This is a genomic window from Halobacterium sp. NMX12-1 (genome assembly GCF_040435975.1).
GTDB classification, from domain to species: domain Archaea; phylum Halobacteriota; class Halobacteria; order Halobacteriales; family Halobacteriaceae; genus Halobacterium; species Halobacterium hubeiense.
In genome coordinates this window covers 311,007-330,968 of sequence record NZ_CP159204.1, presented here as the reverse complement: position 1 = coordinate 330,968, position 19,962 = coordinate 311,007, and the positions used below count along the sequence as shown (strand labels likewise).

At 68.2% G+C, this 19,962-nt stretch carries 20 protein-coding genes; 7 read left to right on the top strand and 13 right to left on the bottom strand.

The features are described 5' to 3' along the window. Window positions 1-63: 63 nt before the first annotated feature. Genes ABSL23_RS03205 through ahaH form a run of 8 tightly spaced genes read right to left on the bottom strand, consistent with a single transcriptional unit; the run spans window position 64 to window position 8,018 of the window. Window positions 64-1,482, bottom strand: a complete 1,419-nt coding sequence (locus tag ABSL23_RS03205) for an ATP synthase subunit B (RefSeq protein WP_059057779.1) — start codon at window positions 1,480-1,482, stop codon at window positions 64-66. After that, window positions 1,482-3,233: an ATP synthase subunit A gene (locus tag ABSL23_RS03200; RefSeq protein WP_353634680.1), complete on the bottom strand. Its 1,752-nt coding sequence runs from the start codon at window positions 3,231-3,233 to the stop codon at window positions 1,482-1,484. Before ABSL23_RS03200 ends, ABSL23_RS03205 begins: the two co-directional genes overlap by 1 nt. Then, window positions 3,230-3,574 (bottom strand): V-type ATP synthase subunit F, encoded by a 345-nt coding sequence (locus ABSL23_RS03195; RefSeq protein WP_059057777.1) that lies wholly within the window; start codon window positions 3,572-3,574, stop codon window positions 3,230-3,232. Before ABSL23_RS03195 ends, ABSL23_RS03200 begins: the two co-directional genes overlap by 4 nt. Beyond that, the gene (locus tag ABSL23_RS03190) at window positions 3,571-4,620 is read right to left on the bottom strand and encodes a V-type ATP synthase subunit C (protein WP_059057776.1); all 1,050 of its coding nucleotides are present in this window, start codon (window positions 4,618-4,620) and stop codon (window positions 3,571-3,573) included. The genes ABSL23_RS03195 and ABSL23_RS03190 overlap by 4 nt, the downstream gene beginning before the upstream one ends. Further along, window positions 4,617-5,204, bottom strand: coding sequence for a V-type ATP synthase subunit E (locus tag ABSL23_RS03185; RefSeq protein ID WP_059057775.1), 588 nt, complete (start codon window positions 5,202-5,204; stop codon window positions 4,617-4,619). Before ABSL23_RS03185 ends, ABSL23_RS03190 begins: the two co-directional genes overlap by 4 nt. A gap of 21 nt (window positions 5,205-5,225) precedes the next feature. Continuing rightward, complete coding sequence (locus ABSL23_RS03180; RefSeq protein WP_059057774.1) at window positions 5,226-5,495, bottom strand: ATP synthase subunit K; 270 nt, start codon at window positions 5,493-5,495, stop codon at window positions 5,226-5,228. Window positions 5,496-5,500: 5 nt separating this feature from the next. Further along, window positions 5,501-7,699 carry a V-type ATP synthase subunit I gene (locus tag ABSL23_RS03175; protein WP_353634679.1) on the bottom strand — a complete coding sequence of 733 codons (2,199 nt, stop codon included), beginning with the start codon at window positions 7,697-7,699 and terminating at the stop codon, window positions 5,501-5,503. Next, complete coding sequence (gene ahaH, locus ABSL23_RS03170) at window positions 7,686-8,018, bottom strand: ATP synthase archaeal subunit H (RefSeq protein ID WP_353634678.1); 333 nt, start codon at window positions 8,016-8,018, stop codon at window positions 7,686-7,688. The genes ABSL23_RS03175 and ahaH overlap by 14 nt, the downstream gene beginning before the upstream one ends. A gap of 104 nt (window positions 8,019-8,122) precedes the next feature. On the opposite strand from ahaH, the gene ABSL23_RS03165 reads away from it, so the two are divergent. Further along, complete coding sequence (locus tag ABSL23_RS03165) at window positions 8,123-8,758, top strand: methyltransferase domain-containing protein (RefSeq protein WP_353634677.1); 636 nt, start codon at window positions 8,123-8,125, stop codon at window positions 8,756-8,758. A gap of 3 nt (window positions 8,759-8,761) precedes the next feature. On the opposite strand, the gene ABSL23_RS03160 is transcribed toward ABSL23_RS03165, so the two are convergent. After that, a complete protein-coding gene (locus ABSL23_RS03160) occupies window positions 8,762-9,223 on the bottom strand; it encodes a type IV pilin (protein ID WP_353634676.1) in 462 nt (153 codons plus the stop codon). Between the two features lie 46 nt (window positions 9,224-9,269). Further along, a complete protein-coding gene (locus tag ABSL23_RS03155; RefSeq protein WP_353634675.1) occupies window positions 9,270-10,478 on the bottom strand; it encodes a hypothetical protein in 1,209 nt (402 codons plus the stop codon). Between the two features lie 208 nt (window positions 10,479-10,686). Here ABSL23_RS03155 and ABSL23_RS03150 point away from each other — a divergent pair, with 208 nt between their 5' ends. The 4 genes from ABSL23_RS03150 (at window position 10,687) to ABSL23_RS03135 (ending at window position 14,747) form a co-directional block, all read left to right on the top strand. Next, entirely contained in the window at window positions 10,687-11,886 is a 1,200-nt protein-coding gene (locus ABSL23_RS03150) for a helix-turn-helix domain-containing protein (protein ID WP_353634674.1), read from the top strand. Window positions 11,887-11,970: 84 nt separating this feature from the next. Beyond that, window positions 11,971-12,771: an electron transfer flavoprotein subunit beta/FixA family protein gene (locus ABSL23_RS03145; protein WP_059057768.1), complete on the top strand. Its 801-nt coding sequence runs from the start codon at window positions 11,971-11,973 to the stop codon at window positions 12,769-12,771. Then, window positions 12,768-13,745, top strand: a complete 978-nt coding sequence (locus tag ABSL23_RS03140; RefSeq protein ID WP_059057767.1) for an electron transfer flavoprotein subunit alpha/FixB family protein — start codon at window positions 12,768-12,770, stop codon at window positions 13,743-13,745. Before ABSL23_RS03145 ends, ABSL23_RS03140 begins: the two co-directional genes overlap by 4 nt. Window positions 13,746-13,904: 159 nt before the next feature. Continuing rightward, complete coding sequence (locus ABSL23_RS03135; protein ID WP_353634673.1) at window positions 13,905-14,747, top strand: polyprenyl synthetase family protein; 843 nt, start codon at window positions 13,905-13,907, stop codon at window positions 14,745-14,747. Here ABSL23_RS03135 and ABSL23_RS03130 read toward each other — a convergent pair. Further along, window positions 14,744-15,841 (bottom strand): DUF373 family protein, encoded by a 1,098-nt coding sequence (locus ABSL23_RS03130; RefSeq protein WP_353634672.1) that lies wholly within the window; start codon window positions 15,839-15,841, stop codon window positions 14,744-14,746. The two genes, ABSL23_RS03135 and ABSL23_RS03130, sit on opposite strands and share 4 nt — an antisense overlap. Before the next feature lie 119 nt (window positions 15,842-15,960). On the opposite strand from ABSL23_RS03130, the gene ABSL23_RS03125 reads away from it, so the two are divergent. Next, on the top strand, window positions 15,961-16,956 hold the full coding sequence (locus ABSL23_RS03125; RefSeq protein ID WP_059057764.1) for a radical SAM protein: 996 nt from the start codon (window positions 15,961-15,963) through the stop codon (window positions 16,954-16,956). Between the two features lie 65 nt (window positions 16,957-17,021). Here ABSL23_RS03125 and ABSL23_RS03120 read toward each other — a convergent pair whose 3' ends face one another. Continuing rightward, a complete protein-coding gene (locus tag ABSL23_RS03120; protein WP_353634671.1) occupies window positions 17,022-17,291 on the bottom strand; it encodes a hypothetical protein in 270 nt (89 codons plus the stop codon). A 347-nt stretch (window positions 17,292-17,638) separates the two neighbouring features. Continuing rightward, window positions 17,639-18,889, bottom strand: a complete 1,251-nt coding sequence (gene prf1, locus ABSL23_RS03115; RefSeq protein ID WP_059057762.1) for a peptide chain release factor aRF-1 — start codon at window positions 18,887-18,889, stop codon at window positions 17,639-17,641. A 146-nt stretch (window positions 18,890-19,035) separates the two neighbouring features. Between prf1 and ABSL23_RS03110 the strand changes: the two genes are divergently transcribed. Further along, window positions 19,036-19,875, top strand: coding sequence for a MinD/ParA family protein (locus ABSL23_RS03110; RefSeq protein WP_059057761.1), 840 nt, complete (start codon window positions 19,036-19,038; stop codon window positions 19,873-19,875). Window positions 19,876-19,962 lie beyond the last annotated feature (87 nt).

Below are 19,962 nucleotides of genomic sequence, written 5' to 3'. Positions count from 1 at the left end.
CGCGGCTGGTCGTTCGCGCGCGGTTCCAAAAGATTCGTGGACGGCACGCCGCGAGCGCGGCGGTTAGTCGGCGGCCGCGGCCTCTTCGGCCTCGGCCTCGTCCTCGACGTAGTACTGCTCGATGAGCTCCTCGTCGACGCGGTTGAGCTCCTCCTTCGGGAAGAGGCTGAGCAGTTCCCAGCCGATGTCCAGCGTCTCCTCGACGCTGCGGTTCGTGTCGAAGCCCTGGTCGACGAACTCGTCCTCGAAGCGGTCCGCGAAGTCCAGGTAGAGGTTGTCGCGCTCGGACAGCGCTTCGCGGCCGACGATGTTCACGAGGTCGCGGAGGTCCTCACCCTCCGCGTACGCCGCGTACAGCTGGTCGGAGACGTCGCCGTGGTCCTCGCGCGTGAAGCCCTCACCGATGCCGTCGTCCATCAGCCGCGAGAGGCTCGGGAGGACGTTCACGGGCGGCGTCACGCCCTGACTGTCCAAGTCGCGGTCCATCATGATCTGTCCCTCGGTGATGTACCCCGTGAGGTCCGGAATCGGGTGGGTGTCGTCGTCGCCCGGCATCGTGAGGATGGGGATCTGGGTGATCGACCCGTCCTGACCCTCGATGCGGCCGGCGCGCTCGTAGAGCTGCGCCAGGTCCGTGTACATGTACCCGGGGTAGCCACGGCGACCCGGGACCTCCTCGCGGGCCGCGCCGATTTCGCGGAGCGCCTCGCAGTAGTTGGTCATGTCCGTCAGGATGACGAGGACGTGGTAGTCCTTCTCGAAGGCGAGGTACTCCGCCGTGGTCAGCGCCATCCGCGGCGTGACCGTCCGCTCGACGGCGGGGTCGTCCGCGAGGTTCATGAAGACGACGCTGCGTTCGAGCGCGCCGGTGCGCTCGAAGTCGTCCATGAACTCGTTAGCCTCCTCGGCCGTGATGCCCATCGCGCCGAAGACGACCGCGAACTCGCTGTCCTCGTCGTCGCCCTCGTCTTCCTCCGGGACGGAGGCCTGTCGCGCAATCTGGAGCGCGAGGTCGCTGTGAGGCAGGCCGGACGCCGAGAAGATGGGGAGCTTCTGCCCGCGCACGAGCGTGTTCATGCCGTCGATGGCCGAGACGCCCGTCTGGATGAACTCCTCGGGGTACTCCCGCGCGTGGGGGTTGATCGCTTCGCCGACGATGTCGCGGCGCTCGTCGGGCACGATGTCCGGGCCGCCGTCGATGGGCTGGCCGGAGCCGTCGAGGACGCGACCGAGGAGGTCCTCGGTCACGGGCATCTTCAGGGTCTCGCCGAGGAACCGCACCGAGGCGTCCTGCCCGATGCCCTCGGTCCCCTCGAAGACCTGAATCGCGACGAACTCGTCGCTGGACTCGAGCACCTGACCGCGCTTGACTTCGCCGTCGGGCGTCTCGATTTCCACCATCTCGTCGTAGGCCACCGGCTCGTCGATGTCGACGTACACCAGCGGGCCGCTGACTTCCGAGATTGTCTTGTACTCTTTCATTAGTAGAGGTCCCGTAGTTGCTCGCTGAGGTCGTCTTTCAGCTCCTCGATGTACTCCTCCCAGTCTTCCTGGACGCCCATACGATTGAGCCGCGGCGCCGCATCGACGTTCTGAATCTCGTCGACCGGGACGCCGGCTTCGAGCGCGTCGAAGGCCTCGTCGTTGAACGTCTTGATGGCCGTGAGCATCTTGTACGTCTTCGCGGGCTCACAGTTGGTGTCGACGTCGTGGAGCGCGTTCTGCTGGAGCCACGCCTCGCGGAGGTAGCGGGCCACCTCGAGGGTGAGCTGCTGGTCGTCCGGCAGTGCGTCCTTGCCGACGAGCTGGACGATCTCCTGCAGTTCGGTCTCCTCGTCGAGGACGTCGACGGCCCACTGCCGGACCTCTGGGAAGTCCTCGGAGACGTTCTCGCGCCACCAGTCGTCGAGCTGGTCCTTGTACAGCGAGTACGACTCGTTCCAGTTGATGGCGGGGAAGTGCCGGCGCTCGGCGAGGTCCGCGTCCAGCGCCCAGAATGTCTTCACGATGCGCAGCGTGTTCTGGGTGACCGGCTCGGAGAAGTCCCCGCCCGGCGGGCTGACCGCGCCGACCACGGACACCGACCCCTCGTCGTCGTTGAGGGTGGTGTAGAGGCCCGCGCGCTCGTAGAACTGTGCGAGGCGAGCGGCGAGGTACGCGGGGTACCCCTCCTCGCCCGGCATCTCCTCCAGCCGCGAGGAGATTTCGCGCATGGCCTCGGCCCACCGCGAGGTGGAGTCGGCCATCAGCGCCACGTCGTAGCCCATGTCGCGGTAGTACTCCGCGATGGTGATGCCCGTGTAGATGCAGGACTCGCGGGCCGCCACCGGCATGTTCGACGTGTTCGCGATGAGGCACGTCCGCGCCATCAGCGGGTTCCCGGTCTGGGGGTCCTCCAGCTCCGGGAAGTCCTCGATGACTTCCGTCATCTCGTTGCCGCGCTCGCCGCACCCGATGTAGACGACGATGTCCGCGTCGGACCACTTCGCGAGCTGCTGCTGGGTGACCGTCTTCCCGGAACCGAACGGCCCCGGAATCGCGGCCGTCCCGCCCTTCGCGAGCGGGAACAGGCCGTCCTGAATCCGCTGGCCCGTGACGAGCGGCGTCCGCGGCGTGTGCTTGTCCTTCGAGGGACGCGCACGCCGAACCGGCCACTCCTGGCGCATCGCGATTTCCTCGCCGCTGTCGAGGACGGCGACGGGCTCGTCGACCGTGTGCTCGCCGGACTCGATTTCGGTGACCTCGCCGCCGTCGCTGCGCGGCGGCACGAGCACCTTGTGCTCGATGCTGACCGTCTCGTCGACGGTGCCGAGGACGTCACCGGCCTCGACGTGGTCGCCCTCCTCGACGGCGGGCTCGAAGTCCCACTCCTTCTCCAAGTCGATGCCGGGCGCGTCGACACCGCGGTCGAGGAACGCGCCCATCTCGCCCTGCAGGACGTCCAGCGGGCGCTGGACGCCGTCGTAGATGGAGTCCAGCATCCCGGGGCCCAGGTCGACGGTGAGCGGCTCGCCCGTGTTGTCCACGGGGCCACCCGGGCTGATGCCCGAGGTCTCCTCGTAGACCTGGATGGTTGTTACTTCGCCTTCGATTTCGATGACCTCGCCCATCAGGCCTTCGTCGCCCACGTAGACGACGTCGTTCATCTGGGCGTCGAGGTCCGTGGCGGTCACGACCGGACCGCTCACGCTCTCGATTACGCCGGAGTCAGTGATTTCTTCTGCTTGACTCATTCGTTGGATTCTTCGTCTTCTTCGGCCATCAGGTCGATGCCGATGGCTCGCTTGATCTGGTCGCGCAGTCCGCTCCCGCCGGCGGCGCCGCCGCCGATGGTCACGAACGTCGGCTCTACGCTCGTCTCGACTTGTTCGCGGACCTGCCGCGAGAGCGCGTCGAGGTCGTCGTCGTGCATCACTGCGATGCCGACGTCCTCGTCCTCGAGCACCGACTCGACAGCGTCGTCGAGCGCCTCGTCTTTCTCGTCCTGCGGGACGTTCTCGAACTTCCGAACGCCCGCGAGCCGGAACCCGGTGGTGAAGTCCGGGCTGCCGACGACGGCAATCTCCTGGCTCATAGGATGATCAGCTCCTCCTCGATTTCCGCCTCGCTCAGGCCGGCCTCGCGGCCGCGAGCGATGGCGCGGATGTTGTCCACTTCGCGCTCCTTCGCGAGGATGTACGCCAGCACCGGGCACACCGACAGCGGGTAGACGTACGAGAGGTGGTCGGAGTACTCCAGCAGCGCCCGGTCGAGGGCGTGCTCGAAGCCGATGAGGCTCTCGGCGTCCTCCAGCTCGTCGAGCGCCCGCGAGAGCTCGTCGCCGTACTTGCTCTCGCGGATGCGGCTGACCAGCGTCGAGCGGTCCGCGACGAGCTGCCCGACCTCCTTCCGGTCGAACAGCGCGCCGCCGTCGATGAAGTACTCGGCGGGGTCGACGTCGGCGCCCGAGCGCGCCAGCCGCAGCGCGTTCCGGACGTTCCGGAAGTCGATCTCGGCTTCGAGGAACTCCCGGTAGAGCTGCGCGGCCTCGCCGCGCGCGGACGCGTCGGGCACGAGGTTCTCGTAGTACGCGCGGTCGACCGCGTTCTCCAGCGGGACCAGCGTCCCGGACTCCTCGTAGGCCTCGAACGCGCCCTCGAGGTACGTCTCGAACAGCGTGTCGTCGAGCAGCTCGACGACGGACTCGATGGATTCGGCGGCGACCAGCCGGTCGAGGAACTCGTCCTCGAACTCGCCGGCGTCGATGAGGTCCTCGCGGACCTCCGCCTCGGAGGCGTCCGAGTAGAGCCCGCGCAGCACGGTCTTGACGTTCCACGCGTCGAACTTGCGGAGGTAGCGGACGACCTGCTCGTAGAGCCGGCCCTCGCTGTACCGCAGCAAGTCCTGGAAGTCGCTGGCGAGCGTCTCGTTGAGCGCGTGCTCGACGAGGTCGACGCCGCTGAACCGCGAGCCCAGCGCGTTCACCGCGTCCTCGTACTGGGTTTCCTCCATGAACCGGGCGATTTCGCCCGTGCCCATGCGGAGCAGTTTCCGGTACTCGTCGTCGCTGAACAGGCTGGCTCGGCGGTGGCGGACGCGGGCGACCACGTACTCGTAGTTTGCCGACCCGTACACGCTCATTGCTCCTCGTCGAAGAGGCGTGCGCTGATTTCCTTCAGGTTGTTCTCCCAGGCGTCGTCGATGACCGAGTCGAACGTGTTGTTCACGCGGACCCGGGACGTCTCGCTTTCGACGACGACGCCGCCGAGGCAGTCGCGCTCGCCGGCGTACTCGTAACCGTCGTAGTCGTCGAGGATGTCCGAGATGAGGGCCTCGTCGTCCGCGCGGCCGTAGACGCTGACGTCGCTGTCGGCGTCGAACTCGTCGGCCGCGGCGTCGATGAGGGCGCGAGTGAGTTCCTCGCGGTCGTCGCCGTCGATGGCGGCGATCTCCTCTTCGACGGTCTCGCGGACGTCTTCGAGGGCGTCGCGGCGCGCTTCGAGGCGCATCTGCTTGGCCTCGAGCTTCGCGCTGGAGAGGCGCTGCTCGCGCTCCCGCTCGATCTCGCGCTCGGCTTCGGCCTCGGCGTCAGAGCGAATCTCCTCGGCGTCGGCTTCGGCGTCCGCGACGATCTCGTCGGCGCGCGATTCGGCATCCGACCGAATTTCCTTCGCGCGCTCGCGGGCTTCGTCTCGAATGTCCTCAACTACTGTTTCCAAGCTCATAGATGGAGAGAGGGCGCGGTGTTAGTACGCGGACGGCACGACGAAGACGACGACCAGCGCGAGGATGACCAGCGTCTCCGGGAGGACGGTCAGAATCAGGCCGGAGCCGAAGAGGTCCTGGTCTTCCGCGATGGCGCCGACGGCGGCGCTACCGATGCCGCGCTCCGCGTACCCTGCGGCGAGAGCGGCGAGGCCGACTGCGAGTGCGGCCGCGGACTGCGGGGTGATGACGGGGCTGCTGCCAGCCGTTTCCTGTGCAATCGTGGCGAATTCGGGGAGTGTCTCGATCATGTCAATTAGTCCTCAGTGGTGTAGTTTCGCTGGTAGCCGAACGGGTGATACTTCTCGCCACCGCCCTCATAAAACTTGTTAAAGAACTCCACGTATTCGAGGCGTAGCGTCTGTAAGCCGGCCGATGTGACGCCGAGCGCGAGCACGAGGAGGTGGCCGACGACCATCACGAGGGCGCCGGCGACCATTCCTGCCGCACCGGAGTGAATCAGCCCGGGGAACAGCACCTCGCCGCCGTGCGTGGCGGTGCTGAACAACATGAAGTGTGTTTCGTGGGCGGGTTGCGCGATTTCGAACAGGCCGAACATGTACTCGACCGTGCCGCCGCCGTGCGTCTCGACCTCGTAGGCGCCGAACACGAGCAGATTCACGACGTACGCCATGCCCGCCTTCGCGAGCAGGACCGCCGCAATCCGCGTGTACGAGACCGTGTTGACGAGCGCGTACGTCGGACTCTCGAGGAGCCCTTCCACGCCCTCGCCGATGACGACCAGCACGAGGCCGAGCAGCGCGACGGCCAGCGCCGCCATGCCGACCGACGCCGGCAGTTCGACGACGCGGTACAGCAGTTCGGGACGGGGCCCGCTCTCGCCCTGCAGGTGGCTGCTGAACAGCCAGACGCCGAACCCGACCATCAGCAGCATCGGGCCGCCGCTCTCCGTAATCGCGTCGCGGGCGCCGTGGGACTTCAGGTCGTTGACGAAGCCGAACAGGTAGCCGATGCCCAGGTGGACGATACCGAACACGAGGCTCGCCGCGAGCCAGAGCTGGGCGAACGCGCCGACGTGCAGCCCCTTCTTCAGGGGCGCGTCGGGGAGGCCGAGCGCGCCGTGCCACACGTACTCAGTGATCAGGTGGAGGCCGAATATTTCGCCGTACAGCACGCCGAACAGGGCCGTGAATCCACCTGCCCACATCGCGACGCCGCCGAGCTTCGAGAGGATTTCGCTGTCGAAGCTGCGGTACAGCCAGAAGCCGATGGCGGCGTACAGGATGCCGTACCCGAGGTCGCCGATCATGAACCCGTAGAACGCCGGGAACGTCAGGAACAGCACGACTGTCGGGTCCAGTTCCGTGTACTTCGGTCGGTTGATGACCTCCGTCAGCGCCTCGAACGGCCGCGCGACGCTGGGGTTGTCCTGGATGACCGGCGGGCTGTCGTCCTCGTCGAAGTCGGCGGCCGTCCCGCCGTCCGTGGCGGTCTCGGCGTCCGCGTCGTCGGTGACGGGCTCCGGCTCGTCGCTGGGGCCGTGGTGGCCGTGGCCGGACGCCTCGTAGTCCGCCTGTTCGAGCTCCTCGACGGCGGCGTGCTCGCCGACCGCGTCCTGAATCGCTTCGACGAACGTCGCGTACTCGTCGCTGGGAATCCACCCTTCGGCGACGAACGCGCGCTCGGTTGTCGCGAACTGCAGCGGGACTTCGGCCTTCTGGACGTCGATGGAGAGCTTCTCCTCGGTGGCCAGCAGGAAGCCCGCGTGCTCCACGCGGAGGTCGTCGAGCTCGCTCTCCACGCTGTCGAGCTTCGACTCGACGGTGTCGCGCTCGTGGCGGAGGTCCTCGACGTACGCCTCGGGGCTGCCCTCGGCGTCCGGGACCTCCAGTCGCCCGAACTCCACGCCGACGAGCGCGTCGTCGAGCGCGTCCGGGTCGTCGCCGCGCGGGTACGCGAACACCGCCAGCGTGTCGTCGCCCTCGAAGACCTCGAACGCCTCGATGGCTTCCGCGGTCCGGAGTTCGTCGCGGACGGCGTCGGCGTTCCCCTCACCGACCGCGACCTGCAGGCTGTCGTAGCCGCCGAGCAGGTCGAGGTCGATGCCGAGGTCCGCGAACGGCTCGACGGCGTCGATGCGCTCCTCGACGTCGCGCAGCTTGTCCTCGAGCTCGCCGTAGCGGTCGTCGAGCTCGTTGACTTCGACGCGAATCTCCTCGAGTTCCGTCTCGAGGGCTTCGTCGGTGACGATGCGGGTCGGGCCGGCGTCGGCCTCGTCGACGTCGAGCGTCGATTGAAGGGACCGCACCGTGACGAGCTTCTCGGAGGCGTCGTCGGCGCCCTCCATCGGGTTGCCGTTGTCGAACCCCTCGATTTTGCCGTCGTAGTCCGAGAGGTGGACGAGGTTGAGGTCGTGAATCGTCTCGATGACGTCGTCGATGACGCGCTTCGAGCCCGTCACCGACACCTTGCTCATGCGCTCAGGTCTGAGCATGTACCGCCTCCTCGAACTGTTCGACGGCGTACGCGACCGCGTCCTCCTCGTTCTCCTCGGCGAGGGCTTCGAGCTGCTCGCGGTCGGCCTCGCCTTCCTCGAGGATGCGGTCGCGCTCCGCCTCGATGTCTTCGCGTGCCTCTTCGAGTCGCTGTTCTTTCAGCTCGCGGGCCTCCTCTTCCGCTTCGCTGCGGATTTCATCGGCCCGCTTCCGGGCTTCGGACAACCGCTGCTCGCGGTCCTCCTCCGCCTCGGCCACGATGTCGTCGGCGTCCGATTCAGCCGATTTGATGTCTTCAAGAACCTCTGGCCTTGGCATACACTCTTACCGGGCGGACCTTTGGCCACGGCCTATATGGTAGTTGCGAAGTTCGCGGGCGCTAACGCAAGCTATTATGCGTCTTCGGGCGCAATTCCGGGGTAATGGGAGTCCTCGAAGACAAGGCGCGCGCCCGCACCTTCTACAAGTACCTCTCGAAGGTGTACGACCGCGTCAACCCGTTCGTGTGGAACGAGGAGATGCGCGACGAGGCGCTGGCGATGCTCAATCTCGACGCCGACGACCGCGTGCTCGACGTCGGCTGTGGCACCGGGTTCGGCACGGAGGGGATCCTCCAGTACACCGACGACGTCTACGGCCTCGACCAGAGCCGCCACCAGCTTGCGAAGGCGCGCGAGAAGTTCGGCAAGCACGACCCCGTGGCGTTCCACTACGGGGACGCCGAGCGCCTGCCGTTCAAGGACGACACGTTCGACGCGGTGTGGTCGTCGGGCTCCATCGAGTACTGGCCCAACCCCGTCGAGGGCCTGCGGGAGATCCGGCGCGTGCTTAAGCCCGGCGAGTGGACCGTCGTGGTCGGCCCGGACTACCCGAACTCGACGGTGTTCCAGAAGGTCGCGGACGCCATCATGCTGTTCTACGACGAGGACGAGGCCGACCGGATGTTCGCGGAAGCCGGCTTCGTGGACGTCGAACACCACGTGATGCAGGCCAAGCCCGGGAGTCCGCGCGCCATCGTCACGCTCGCGCGAGCCCCCGACGAGCACGCCGCGGACTGACGCCTACGACGCCTTCTCGACCGTCGTCTCGCCGACGGCGACGACTCGCCCGTCCACGAGCACGCGCACGGTGAGCGTCGCGCCCACTCGTAACTCGGGGCTGTTCGTCGCCGCGACCTGCAGCGACGCGGTTTCGCCGACGGCCCACGACTGGTCGGCGGCGACGTTGAACGGGCCGGACGGCCCGCCGTGGAACCCGCGCGCCGCGAAGAACGGCACGGGCGGCTGGTGGGCCAGCGGCTCGCCGTCGACCGCGACGCGAACGGTCGCACTCTCGATGTCTATCGACTCTCCGGCGTGTAGCGTCACCGCGACGCGGCCGTCGCTGGTCGCGTCGGCGGCGACGCCGCGCTGTGGCGGTGGGTCGCCGGGGAGCGCAGGAACCGCGGTCGCGACGGCTGCCGCGGCAACGACCGTCACCGCGAGCAGGAGCACGACTGCGACGGGCGCGTAGCCGCGAGGCACGCGCTCCAGTGGTCCCGTCCTCCTACAAGAACACTCGGACAGGTCGCTACGGCGCCGGCCGCGCGGTCACGTTGACTTCCAGCGCCGCACCGTCGTGTACCGTCGCGACGTTGTACTCGCCCGCGGGACTCAACACCCAGAGCCGGCCGTCGTCGCCGGTGTCACCGACCGACGTCCCGTTCAGCGAGACGGTCGTGTCGATGGGCTCGCCGGCTTCGTTCTCCGCCCGCACGAGCAGCGGGCCGCCGGCGTACGTCCGGGACGTGGACAGCGTCACGTTGTTCGCCGTGTCCCGCTGTTCGACGTCAGCGGGGAGCTGGGCGAGCGTCTGCTGGTGGCGCTCGGCGTAGACCTTCTCGGTCGTCGTGTCGATGTACGCCGTAATCTGGCCGTGGCCGTAGTTCGCGCGGTAGTAGAAGGCGTACCCGCCCCGGGTCTCGATGATGCTCGGCGACCGCGAGTTGTTCGACAGCCACGGGTACTTCGACTGGATGACCGTCGACGCGTCGGCGAAGTCGCCGCCGAGCGTCTCCTCGACGTTGTCGGGGCGGACGGTCTCGCGGACGTACGTGCCGTCGTCGATGGTCGAGAGCATCACGCCGTTGCCGGCGGTCACGTGGACGCGGACCTGCTCGCGGTTGCCGTGGACGACGTCGGCGACGCGCTCCCGGACCGGCCCCTGCACGGTCGCCAGCTGTGCGCGGAGGCGGTACACCCGCGTGCCGATTTCGGAGAAGCTATCGCTGATGGCGTGGTTGTACAGCGACCCCCCGCTGGCTGTCCGCCCGAGCGTCGTCGAGAGGCTGCTGGCCTCCGCGTGAAGCGTGCCGAGCGTGCGGACGTACGAGCCGGTGGACAGCTCCCCGTTCCGGTACGCGTCGTGAGCGGCGGTCGCGCGCTCTCGGAGCGCCGCGACGCGCTCGGCGGCCTCGTCGGTGGCGTTCCGGAGAATCTCGCGCCGGGCGGACCGATTGTCGGCCGCGTCAAGGCGCTGTTCGACCGTCGCGAGCCGGAGGTCGGTGCCGAGGGTCGCGTGCCCGGATTCGAGCGTGCTCGTGACGGACGCGCGCGGCTCGTTGTACGCCGCCGTGTTCGCTTCGGTGAGTAGGAGGACGTGCGCGGACTGCTCTGACGTGCCGACGACGGGTTCGTCGCCGGGTTCGACGGGCGCGGCGACGCCGCCGCTGGCGGCGAGTGTGGCCGTCGTCGCGACCACGAGGAGGACGGAAGCGAGGGCGGGGCGAACGCGGGACATGGGAACGCGTTCGGCCGCACCCGACAAAAACGATGCGGAGACGACGAACGCGGCCGAGTCCCGGCAAAGCGTCGTCACCGCTGGCCGGCATCGCCTGTCAGCCCGCCGTAACGACTGTCGGGAGCGAGGGCTGGGCCGTGCGGTCGGTGAACTGGCGGATTCCGCCGGATAGAAAATACTTTGCACGAGCGGGGTGGACGGAACTGGTATGCGGCAGGCCGCCCTCCTCGTCGCCGTCGTCTGTCTCCTCGCCGTGCCCGTGGCCGGTGCAGTCGGAGCGCCCGCTCCGCAGTCGGCCGCCCTCCAAGAAGACGCCGCCTCGACGCCGGACGGCGTCGACATCACCGTCCAGATTCAGTCCGACGGCGCGGCTCGCTGGACCGTCTCCTCGAAGTACTCTCTCGAGGACGACAACGCCACCGCGGCGTTCGAACAGCTCCGCAGCCGATTCGAGGCTGGCTCGGCGGACACCGAGTTCTCCGTGGACGTGTTCCGCGCGGTCGTCCCGTCGGTCAGCGACCACGTCGGTCGGCAGATGGAAATCCGGAACGCCAGCCGGAGTTCGCGCGTCGTCGAAGCCGGGAACAACACCACGGGCGTGCTCTCGCTCCGGTTCACGTGGACGAACTTCTCGCGCGTCGAGGAGGACCGGGTGGTCGTCGACTCGTTCTCCACGCAGTGGTTCGGCGACCTCGGTCCGAACCAGACGCTGACCCTCCGCTCGCCGGAGGGCTACGGGACGGAGAACGTGTTGCCGGAGACGAGCATCGTCGACAACGGCTACCGCTGGTCGGGGCCGCACACGTTCAACGCGGACAGGCCGTTCGCGGTGTTCACGGAGAACGACAGCGTCGTCGGCGTCTCGATGGTCGTGCTCGTCGCGGTCGGCGTGCTCGCGCTGTTCGCGGGCGCCGCGACCGTGTGGGCGTACTACCGCGACGGCGACGAGCCGGCGGTCCCGTGGCTACGCGACGTCGGTCAAGCCGTCGCCAGTCGTGTACGGGAGGCACTCTCTGCGGAGTCCGAGTCGGAAGCCGAGGAGTCGGCGGCCGACGCGGACGCAGCAGCCGGTAGCGCCGCGGCCGAGCCGGCCGCCGACGCGGACGCAGCAGCCGGTAGCGCCGCGGCCGAGCCGGCCGCGTCCGGTGCGTCCGACGACGCCGACTCCGAGCCGACCGACCCCGAGCTGTTGAGCGACGAGGAGCGCGTCGAGCGGCTGCTGCGCGAGCACGGCGGCCGGATGAAGCAGTCCGAAATCGTCGAGGAGACGCGGTGGTCGACCGCGAAGGTCTCCCAGCTGTTGTCCTCGATGGCCGAGGAGGGCCGCGTCGAGAAGCTCCGCATCGGCCGCGAGAACCTCATCTCGCTGCCCGGCGAGGGCGTCGACAACGGCATCGACGAGGAGTAGCCCCCGGCGGCCGCCGGAGAAACTGTTCGCGCGCTCCTCGCGGTTCCGAAAACGTTTACCTGCGTCCCGGAGCACTCACGGACGATGAAGGTTCTCGTCACCGTCAAGGAGGTCGCTACTGTCGAGGACGACTTCGAGATTTCCGGCACGGAAATCGAGGAGACGTACCTCGACTACGACCTCAACGAGTGGGACGACTACGCCGTCGAGGAGGCCGTCCAGCTCGCGGAGGCCGGCGACGACGTCGAAGTCGTCGCGGTCACCATCGGCCCGGAGCGAAGCGAGGAGACGATTCGGATGGCGCTGGCGAAGGGCGCCGACCGCGCGGTCCGCGTCTGGGACGACGCCATCGAGGACGTCGAACTGCTCGACGTCGAGACGAAGGCCGAACTGCTCGCCGCCGTCGTCGAGGACGAGGACCCCGACCTCGTGCTCTCGGGGGTGCAGGCCAACGACGACAGCTTCGGCGCGACCGGCGTCGCGCTCGCCGAAACACTCGGCTTCGAGTGGGCGGCCGTCGTGAACGCCCTCGACACCGAGAACGTGCTGGAGGAGGGCGTCGCCGCGGTCCGCCGCGAACTGGAGGGCGGCGTCGAGGAACTCACCGACGTCGAACTCCCGGCGGTGCTGGCCATCCAGACGGGCATCAACGAGCCCCGCTACGCCAGCCTCCGGGGCATCCGGCAGGCCCAGTCGAAGGAAATCGACGTGCAGACCCTCGACGACGTCGGGCTCGGCGCCGAGGACGTCGCCAGCAGCCTCGACGTGACCGCGATGTACGAGCCCGAGACCGAGAGCGACGCCCAGTACCTCGACGGCGACGCCGGCGAGCAGGCCGCGAAGCTCGCTGACGTCCTCCGCGAGAAGGGGGTGGTCGGCGAATGACCTCGGACGTGCTCGTCGTCGCCGACCACCGCCGCGGCGACCTGCGCGACGTCAGCCTCGAACTGCTCTCGGCGGGCCGCGAGCTCGCGGACGCCGCGGGCGGCGACCTCCACGCGGCCGTGATTTCGGGGAACGTCGAGTCGTTCGCCGAGGACCTCGACCGCGAGGGCGTCGACCGGATTCACACGGTCGCCCACGGCGAGGAGTTCAACCACGACGTCTACGCGCAGGCGCTCACCGCGATCGCCGAGGACCTCGCCCCCGAGTTCGTCGTGGCGCCGAACAGCGTCAACGGCCTCGACTACGCGCCCGCGGTCGCCACGCGGCTCGACCGGCCGTACGTCTCCGACGCCGTCGGCCTCGACTACAGCGAGGGCACGCTGGAAGTCACCCGCGAGATGTACGGCTCGAAGGTCGAGACCACCGTCGACGTCGCGGAGGGACCGTTCGTGGTCTCGATTCGCGGCGGCGAGTGGCCGCCCGCCGAGGGCGTCGGCGACGCCGAAGTCAGCGAATTCGACTTCGAGGTCGACGAGGACGCCGTCCGGTCGAAGGTGAAGGGCTTCGAGGAGGTCGGCGGCGGCGACGTCGACATCGCCGACGCGGACTTCCTCGTCTCCATCGGCCGCGGCATCGAGGAGGAGGAGAACCTCGAACTCGTCGAGGAACTCGCCGAGGTGACCGGTGCGACGCTGTCCTCGTCGCGCCCCATCGTGGACAACGGCTGGCTCCCGAAGAACCGGCAGGTCGGCCAGTCCGGCAAGCAGGTCACCCCGGACGTCTACCTCGCCATCGGCATCTCCGGCGCCGTCCAGCACGTCGCCGGGATGAAGGGCGCGGACACCATCATCGCGGTGAACACGGACCCGAACGCGCCCATCTTCGACATCGCGGACTACGGCGTCGTCGGCGACCTCTTCGACGTCGTGCCCGCGCTCATCGAGGAGTTCGGCGGGGAGCCGCCGAGCGTCTGAGGCGGTCTTTTTAGCATAGATTTTTGCGGCGAGCGTCTGAGGTAGCGCCCCACCTGAGCGCTCTTCCCTCCAGTTCTGTCGGCCGACGAGCGACGCGTAGCCGGCGTGGACTGCCGAATCCCGTCATATATTTCCGCGCGAATCCCCGAGAGACGAGTAATGGAGTACGTGGAGGCGCACCGCGCCGCCATCGAGCAGCGGCTCGCGGAGACCGTCGCGGCCGTGGAGCCGTCGGAGCTCAGCGACGAACTCGAACACGTCGTGCTCGCGGGCGGCAAGCGCGTGCGCCCGACGCTCACCGTGCTCGTCTGCGAGGCCGCGGGCGGGGACAGCGAGGACGCGATGGGGTTCGCGGTCGGCATCGAACTCGTCCACAACGCCTCGCTGGTCGTCGACGACATCATCGACCAGTCCGCGCTCCGCCGCGGGAAGGCCAGCGCGTGGGCGGCGTTCGACCACGGCCCCGCGCTCGTCGCGTCGAACGGCCTGCTCGGGGAGGCGTTCGCGCTGTTCTCCCGGGACCCCCGCGCGATGGAGTGCGTGACCGACGCGCTCGTGGAACTCGGCGAGGGCGAAGCCATCGAACTCGTGGACCGCCCGGAGACCGAGGAGGAGTACATGGAGTTGGCGCGCCGGAAGACGGGCGCGCTGTTCCGCGCGGCCGCGGAACTCGGCGCGGTCGCGGCGGACGCCGACGGCCGCTCGGTGGAGGCGCTCGGAGAGTACGCCGAGCGCGTCGGCGTCGCGTTCCAGATTCGGGACGACGTCCTCGACGCCACCGCGGCCAGCGAGGACCTCGGGAAGCCCGCGGGCATCGACGAGGAGCTGGACCGGCCGAGCATCGTCCGGGTCACGGACCGGTCGCCCGCGGAACTGAACGCGCTCGCCGAGCGGGAGAGCGAGCGCGCGATGGACGCCCTCGACAGCCTCGACCTGCCTGCGGGAGAAGCCTACGACTACCTCGAATACCTCGCGGAGTTCGTCGTCTCCCGGGAGACCTAGGCGGCGTCCGGCCCGCCCTTCCGGTCGGCGCGCCACGACTCGACGACGGCGAACGTCAGCGTGGAGAGTACGCTCACCAGTGTGCCCGCCGTCAGCACCGCGGCGAGTTCGGTGAGCGTGACGTACCCGAGGAAGAACGCCGACAGCATGTGCAGGACGGCGGCGATAGAGAGCACGTAGAACGGCGCGTTCAGGTACCGCCAGCGGAACCGCTCGGCGAGGTACTCGTCGGTGACCTGGCCGAGGCTCGTGGTGAGTCCCGCCGCCGCGAACCACCGGACGGCGCCGTACGTGAGCGCCGCGACGACCGTCGGGGGTGCCAGCGACCCGGCCGTGTTCTCGCGGACGGCCGCGAGTTGGTTCATTCCCTCGACGCCGCCGATGACCAGCAGGGCGGCCGCGACGACGTACGTGATGAGCGTCACGCGGCCCGTGTACAGGCCCGAGCGAACGCGCTCGACGGCGGCGTCCACGGTGGATTCGAGGCCGAGCCCGCGGAACAGCGCGTATAGTCCGACCGCTGCCGAGGAGACCCCGAGGACTGCGCCCGGGAGCCCGAGCACGTCCGCGAGCACCGCCAGCGGGTAGATGAGCAACAGGATGCCCAGCGGCACCAACAGCGTCCCGCGGGTCTCGGGGTCGTTCATCACCTGCTTGAGCGTGTAGTACATCGACTCGAGGTCCTGGGCTTGCCGCACGACGACGCGCTTGACGGCGTCGATAGGCACCCGAGAGCGGATGACGGGGACGACGGACTCGTCCTGCGCGCCGTCCGTGACGACCACCGCGCGAACGGGGTCGTCGCTCTGGATGCTCGCCAGCACCTCGTCGACTTCGCGGCCGACTTTCCGGTTGGCGGCGACGTCGCCGCGTTCGAGGCCGGTGACGGCGGCGACCTCCACCTCCTCGTCGGTGCTGTACTGGTCGTGGAGGTGGACGCCCTCGAAGAGGACGTTCACGTCGCTGTCCTCGGGGTCGGCCTCCGCCAGCGACACCGCGGCGTGTTCGACCTCGTTGCGGCCGACCACCGGCGTCGGCACGCCGGTCTTCCGGCCGAGGTCGTCGTCGAGGTCCACGCACAGCACGAGCAGCATTCGCTGGAAGGTACGAGTGGGCGGTATAACTGCTTTCGGGAGCCCACACCGAGGCGGACGTTCGTCCACCCCGATTCGCACGGTTTTTCAGCCTTCGGGGAGTAGACGTGTTCCAACGAATGATTTCGAAGGGCTGCGAGCAGTGCGCGAAGGGCGGGAAGATGGTGCTCTTCGTCTACGGGTACTGCGACCAGCGCGACTGCTTCTACTGCCCGCTGGGCGAGAACCGGAAGAACGTCCAGCAGGTGTACGCCAACGAGCGCCCCGTCGAGGACGACGAGGACATCATCAACGAGGCGAAGCTGATGGACGCGCTCGGCACCTCGATTACGGGCGGCGAGCCGCAGGAAGTGCTGGACCGCACGTGCCGGTACCTCCGCCTGCTCAAGGACGAGTTCGGCGAGGACCACCACACGCACCTCTACACGGGCATCACGGGCGGCCGCGAGAACATGCGCCGCCTGAGCGAGGCGGGCCTCGACGAGATTCGGTTCCACCCGCCGGTCGAACAGTGGGGCGACCTCCACGGCACCGAGTGGGAGGACATCCTCTACATCGCCCGCGAGGAGGGCCTGACGCCCGCGTTCGAGATTCCCGGCATCCGCGCCGAGACGGAATTCCTCGACTTCCTCGACGAGGGCGCCGCCGAGTTCTGCAACGTCAACGAGTTCGAGATGAGCGACGGCAACTACGAGCGCATGCAGGACGAGGGCTTCGAGCTGCAGGAGGACCACATGAGCGCCGTGGACGGGTCGAAGGACGCCATCCTCGAGGAGATGGCCGACCACGAGAAGGTGTACTTCTGCACGAGCGTCTTCAAGGACGCCGCCCAGCACCGCTCGCGGCTCAAGCGTATGGCCCGGAACGTCCGCCGGGAGTTCGACGACGTCACCGAGGACGGTACGCTCGTCTACGGGAAGACGACGGTCAGCCCCGAGCGCATCGAGGAACTCGGCGTTCCCGAGGAGTTCTACACGGTGAAGTCCAACCACGTCGAGGTGGCGTGGTGGCTGCTCGAAGAGATGGTCGAGGACGGCGACGTGGACAGCGGCGAAATCGTCGAACAGTACCCGACGTACGACGGGCAGGTAGTCGAGCGGACGCCGCTGGCGTAGCTCGGGTCGTTCTCTTCTGGGCGTCGAGCAGAAGTGGTCGAAAAGCGGTAGCGCCGGCCGGCGCTTCAGGTCGAGATCGGGTCGCGGTGCCAGCCGGGGTCGTGGCCCGTCTGCTCGATGCGCTCGGAGCGGCAGGCTGGGCAGAAGTCGGGGACGTTCGAGTCACCTCGGGGAACGTACACCGCGCCGCCACACTCCACGCACGCGTCGTCGACGACGGTCGCACAGTCCGCACAGACGTTGAAGTCGTCGACTGTCAAATCGCGCAGGGGTTCGAGTTTTTTGTCCAAGACGTACTCGTCGATGACCGTCTGACAGTTTTGGCACGGTTTCATAGCGATGCGTCTTGGTCCATGTGACCGCGTCACAAGTACCTGTCCCTGCCGGCGAAATGGCGACTGTCGACGAACATCTCCACAAGCAAAATCAGCATCCGCGAGCCGAGTGGCGCGAGGCGCGAGGAACGAGCGCCTCGGTCTGCGCGAACGGGGAGCGTGGCGACCCATGAGCGGCTCGGAGAGCCCGAGGCGAGCGGTTCACTGCGCGAACGAGCGAAGCGAGTGAGCGCAGGCCGACGACTGACCAAAGCGAGCGAAGCGAGCGGCGGGAAGGAGGAGTGCTTTTTCCGCAAGTTTTTGCCCGGGAGGGCGCCTTCGGCGCCCTCCCACAGCAAAAAGTGCTTTTAGACGCCCGTGCCGTACCGCAGCAGCCCGGCAATCCCGCCGAAGGCGGTGAGCAGTTGTTCGCCTTTCTCGAAGTCGGTGGAGATGAAGTGGGTGTCGGTGCCGCGCTGGTCGGCGATTTCCATGAGGTGGTCGATGGCGTCGTCGCGTTCGGCGGCTTCCGCGTCCTCGCCGCACTCCGAGCACGTGTGGTCGGGAGTGTCGGCGCGCTGGCCGACGAGTTCGCGTTCCTCGTGGCCGTTCGGGCACTCGTAGGTGACGATGTCCTTGCGGAGGTCCTCGGAGATGAGCAGCGTCTCCACCGAGCCCATGACGAGGTTCTTCCGGGTGGGCTCGAAGCCGTAGGTGGCGAGGTTGCCGCCGTTGAGCTCCTTGAAGAACTCCTCCATGTCGGACTTGTCGTCCATCAGGTCGGCTTCCGCGAGCGTGTCCTGCGCGCGGTCGACCAGTTCCTTCAGGCCGGACTCGTCCGTGTAGGAGACGTCGAACTTCCCGAGCACGGAGTCCTGGAGTTCGTGGTGGAGGTAGTCGCCGTCGAGGAACTCGTCCTTGGTCGGGGAGGGGCCGCCGACGAGGATGCCGTCGAGTTCGTGGCGCTTCGGGACGAAGAGGTCGTCGGCCATCCCGGCGACCTCCTGGTAGAAGTTGTCGATGGCTTCCAGCCGGAGGCGGGCGAACCGCTGTGCGGACTGGCCGCCCTTGCGCTGTTTGCCGGGGACGAGGCTGGACGCGGACTTGACGGCCTCGATGCGTTTGCCCTTCAGCCAGCCGACGTTGGCCTCGCGGCGGTCGAGGACGATGAGGCCGTAGAGGCCCTTGTCCCCGAGCATCTCCTCTAGGGGCTCGGTGAGGAACTCGTCGTCGCAGTGGTAGCGGAACGACTCGATGGGCTGGGGCGGCGACTCCAGGACCTCCGTCACCATGTCCGTGCGGCCGCCGCCGGAGTCGACGGCGCCGGAGAAGACGACGAGGCCGTTCTCCGGCGGGAACGTGTCGTAGTACCGCAGTCGGTCCTTGATGGACTTCAGCGCGTCCTGGACGTTCGTCCGGGTCTGCTTGGACTTGATGTTGGAGGCTTCGGAGTGTTCCTGCGTGACGTGGGCGACGACGTCCGAAATCTGCTTGTCCGGGGGGATGTAGATGGTCACCAGCTGGGTGCCGCTCCCGGTGTAGTCCTTGAGGTCCTCGATGACCTTCTGGAACTCGTACTTTCGGCGGTCCTCGGACGGTGCGCCCTCCTGCTCGCTCATTACCCGAAGATAGCCGACGTGCGCGTAAGTAACCTTTGACCTCGGGGGTCGCCGGGGCGTCCGTCGGCTCGCTGGCCGGCCGTCGAGGCGTGGGAGCCCCGAAACCCGCCCAACGCTTTAAGTGCCGCTCTGCGTACGCGATAGTAATGACTGGACGCGTGTTCGCCGTCGCCTCCGGGAAGGGCGGCGTCGGGAAGACGACGACCGCCGTGAACCTCGCGGCGGTGATGGCGGAGGCCGACCGCTCGGTCGTGCTCGTGGACTACGACCTCGGGATGTCGAACGTCGGCGCCGTCCTCGACGTGGAGCCCGCGGAGGCGACGCTCCACGACGTGCTCGCCGGCGAGGCGGACGCGCTGGACGCCGTCGCGGAGGCGCGCGGAGAGTTCGACGCGATGGTCGGCGGCACGCACATCGAGGACTTCGGGCGCGCGGACCCCTCGAAGCTCCGCGAGGTCGCCGAGGACCTCCGCGCGGAGTACGACGTCACCATTGTGGACACGGGCGGCGGCCTCAGCCACGACACGACCGTGCCGCTCGGGCTCGCCGACGACGTGTTGCTCGTCTCCACGCCGCAGGTCGCCGCGCTGGAGAACACCGCGAAGACCCTCGACCTCGCGGAGCGCGTCGGCGGCGACGTCACGGGCCTGATTCTGACGCGCGTCGGCGGCTCCGCCGTGGACGTCGAGGCGGCCGTCGAGCGCATCGACGCGCCGCTGCTCGGGACGATTCCCGAGGACGGCGCGGTCGCGGACAGCGAGGAGGCCGGCGAGCCGCTGGTCGTCTACGCGCCCGAGAACCCGGCCGCGCAGTCGTACCGCGAACTCGGCTACGAGCTACTGGGTGAGTCGCCGCCGGTCTCGTTCCGCGACGGTGAGGCGGAGGGCGAGGTCTCGGCCGGAGCGGCGTTCGCGGAGGTCGCCGACGAGGATGAACCCGAGCGGCAATCGCTGCTGTCGCGGCTGACGGGCGGCCGCCTCGGCTGAACGGGAACAATTAAGCGAACACGGCCGCCGAGTGTCGGGTATGGCAAACGAGAACTCCGTCTCGACCGGCTGGCTGCTGGTCTACGT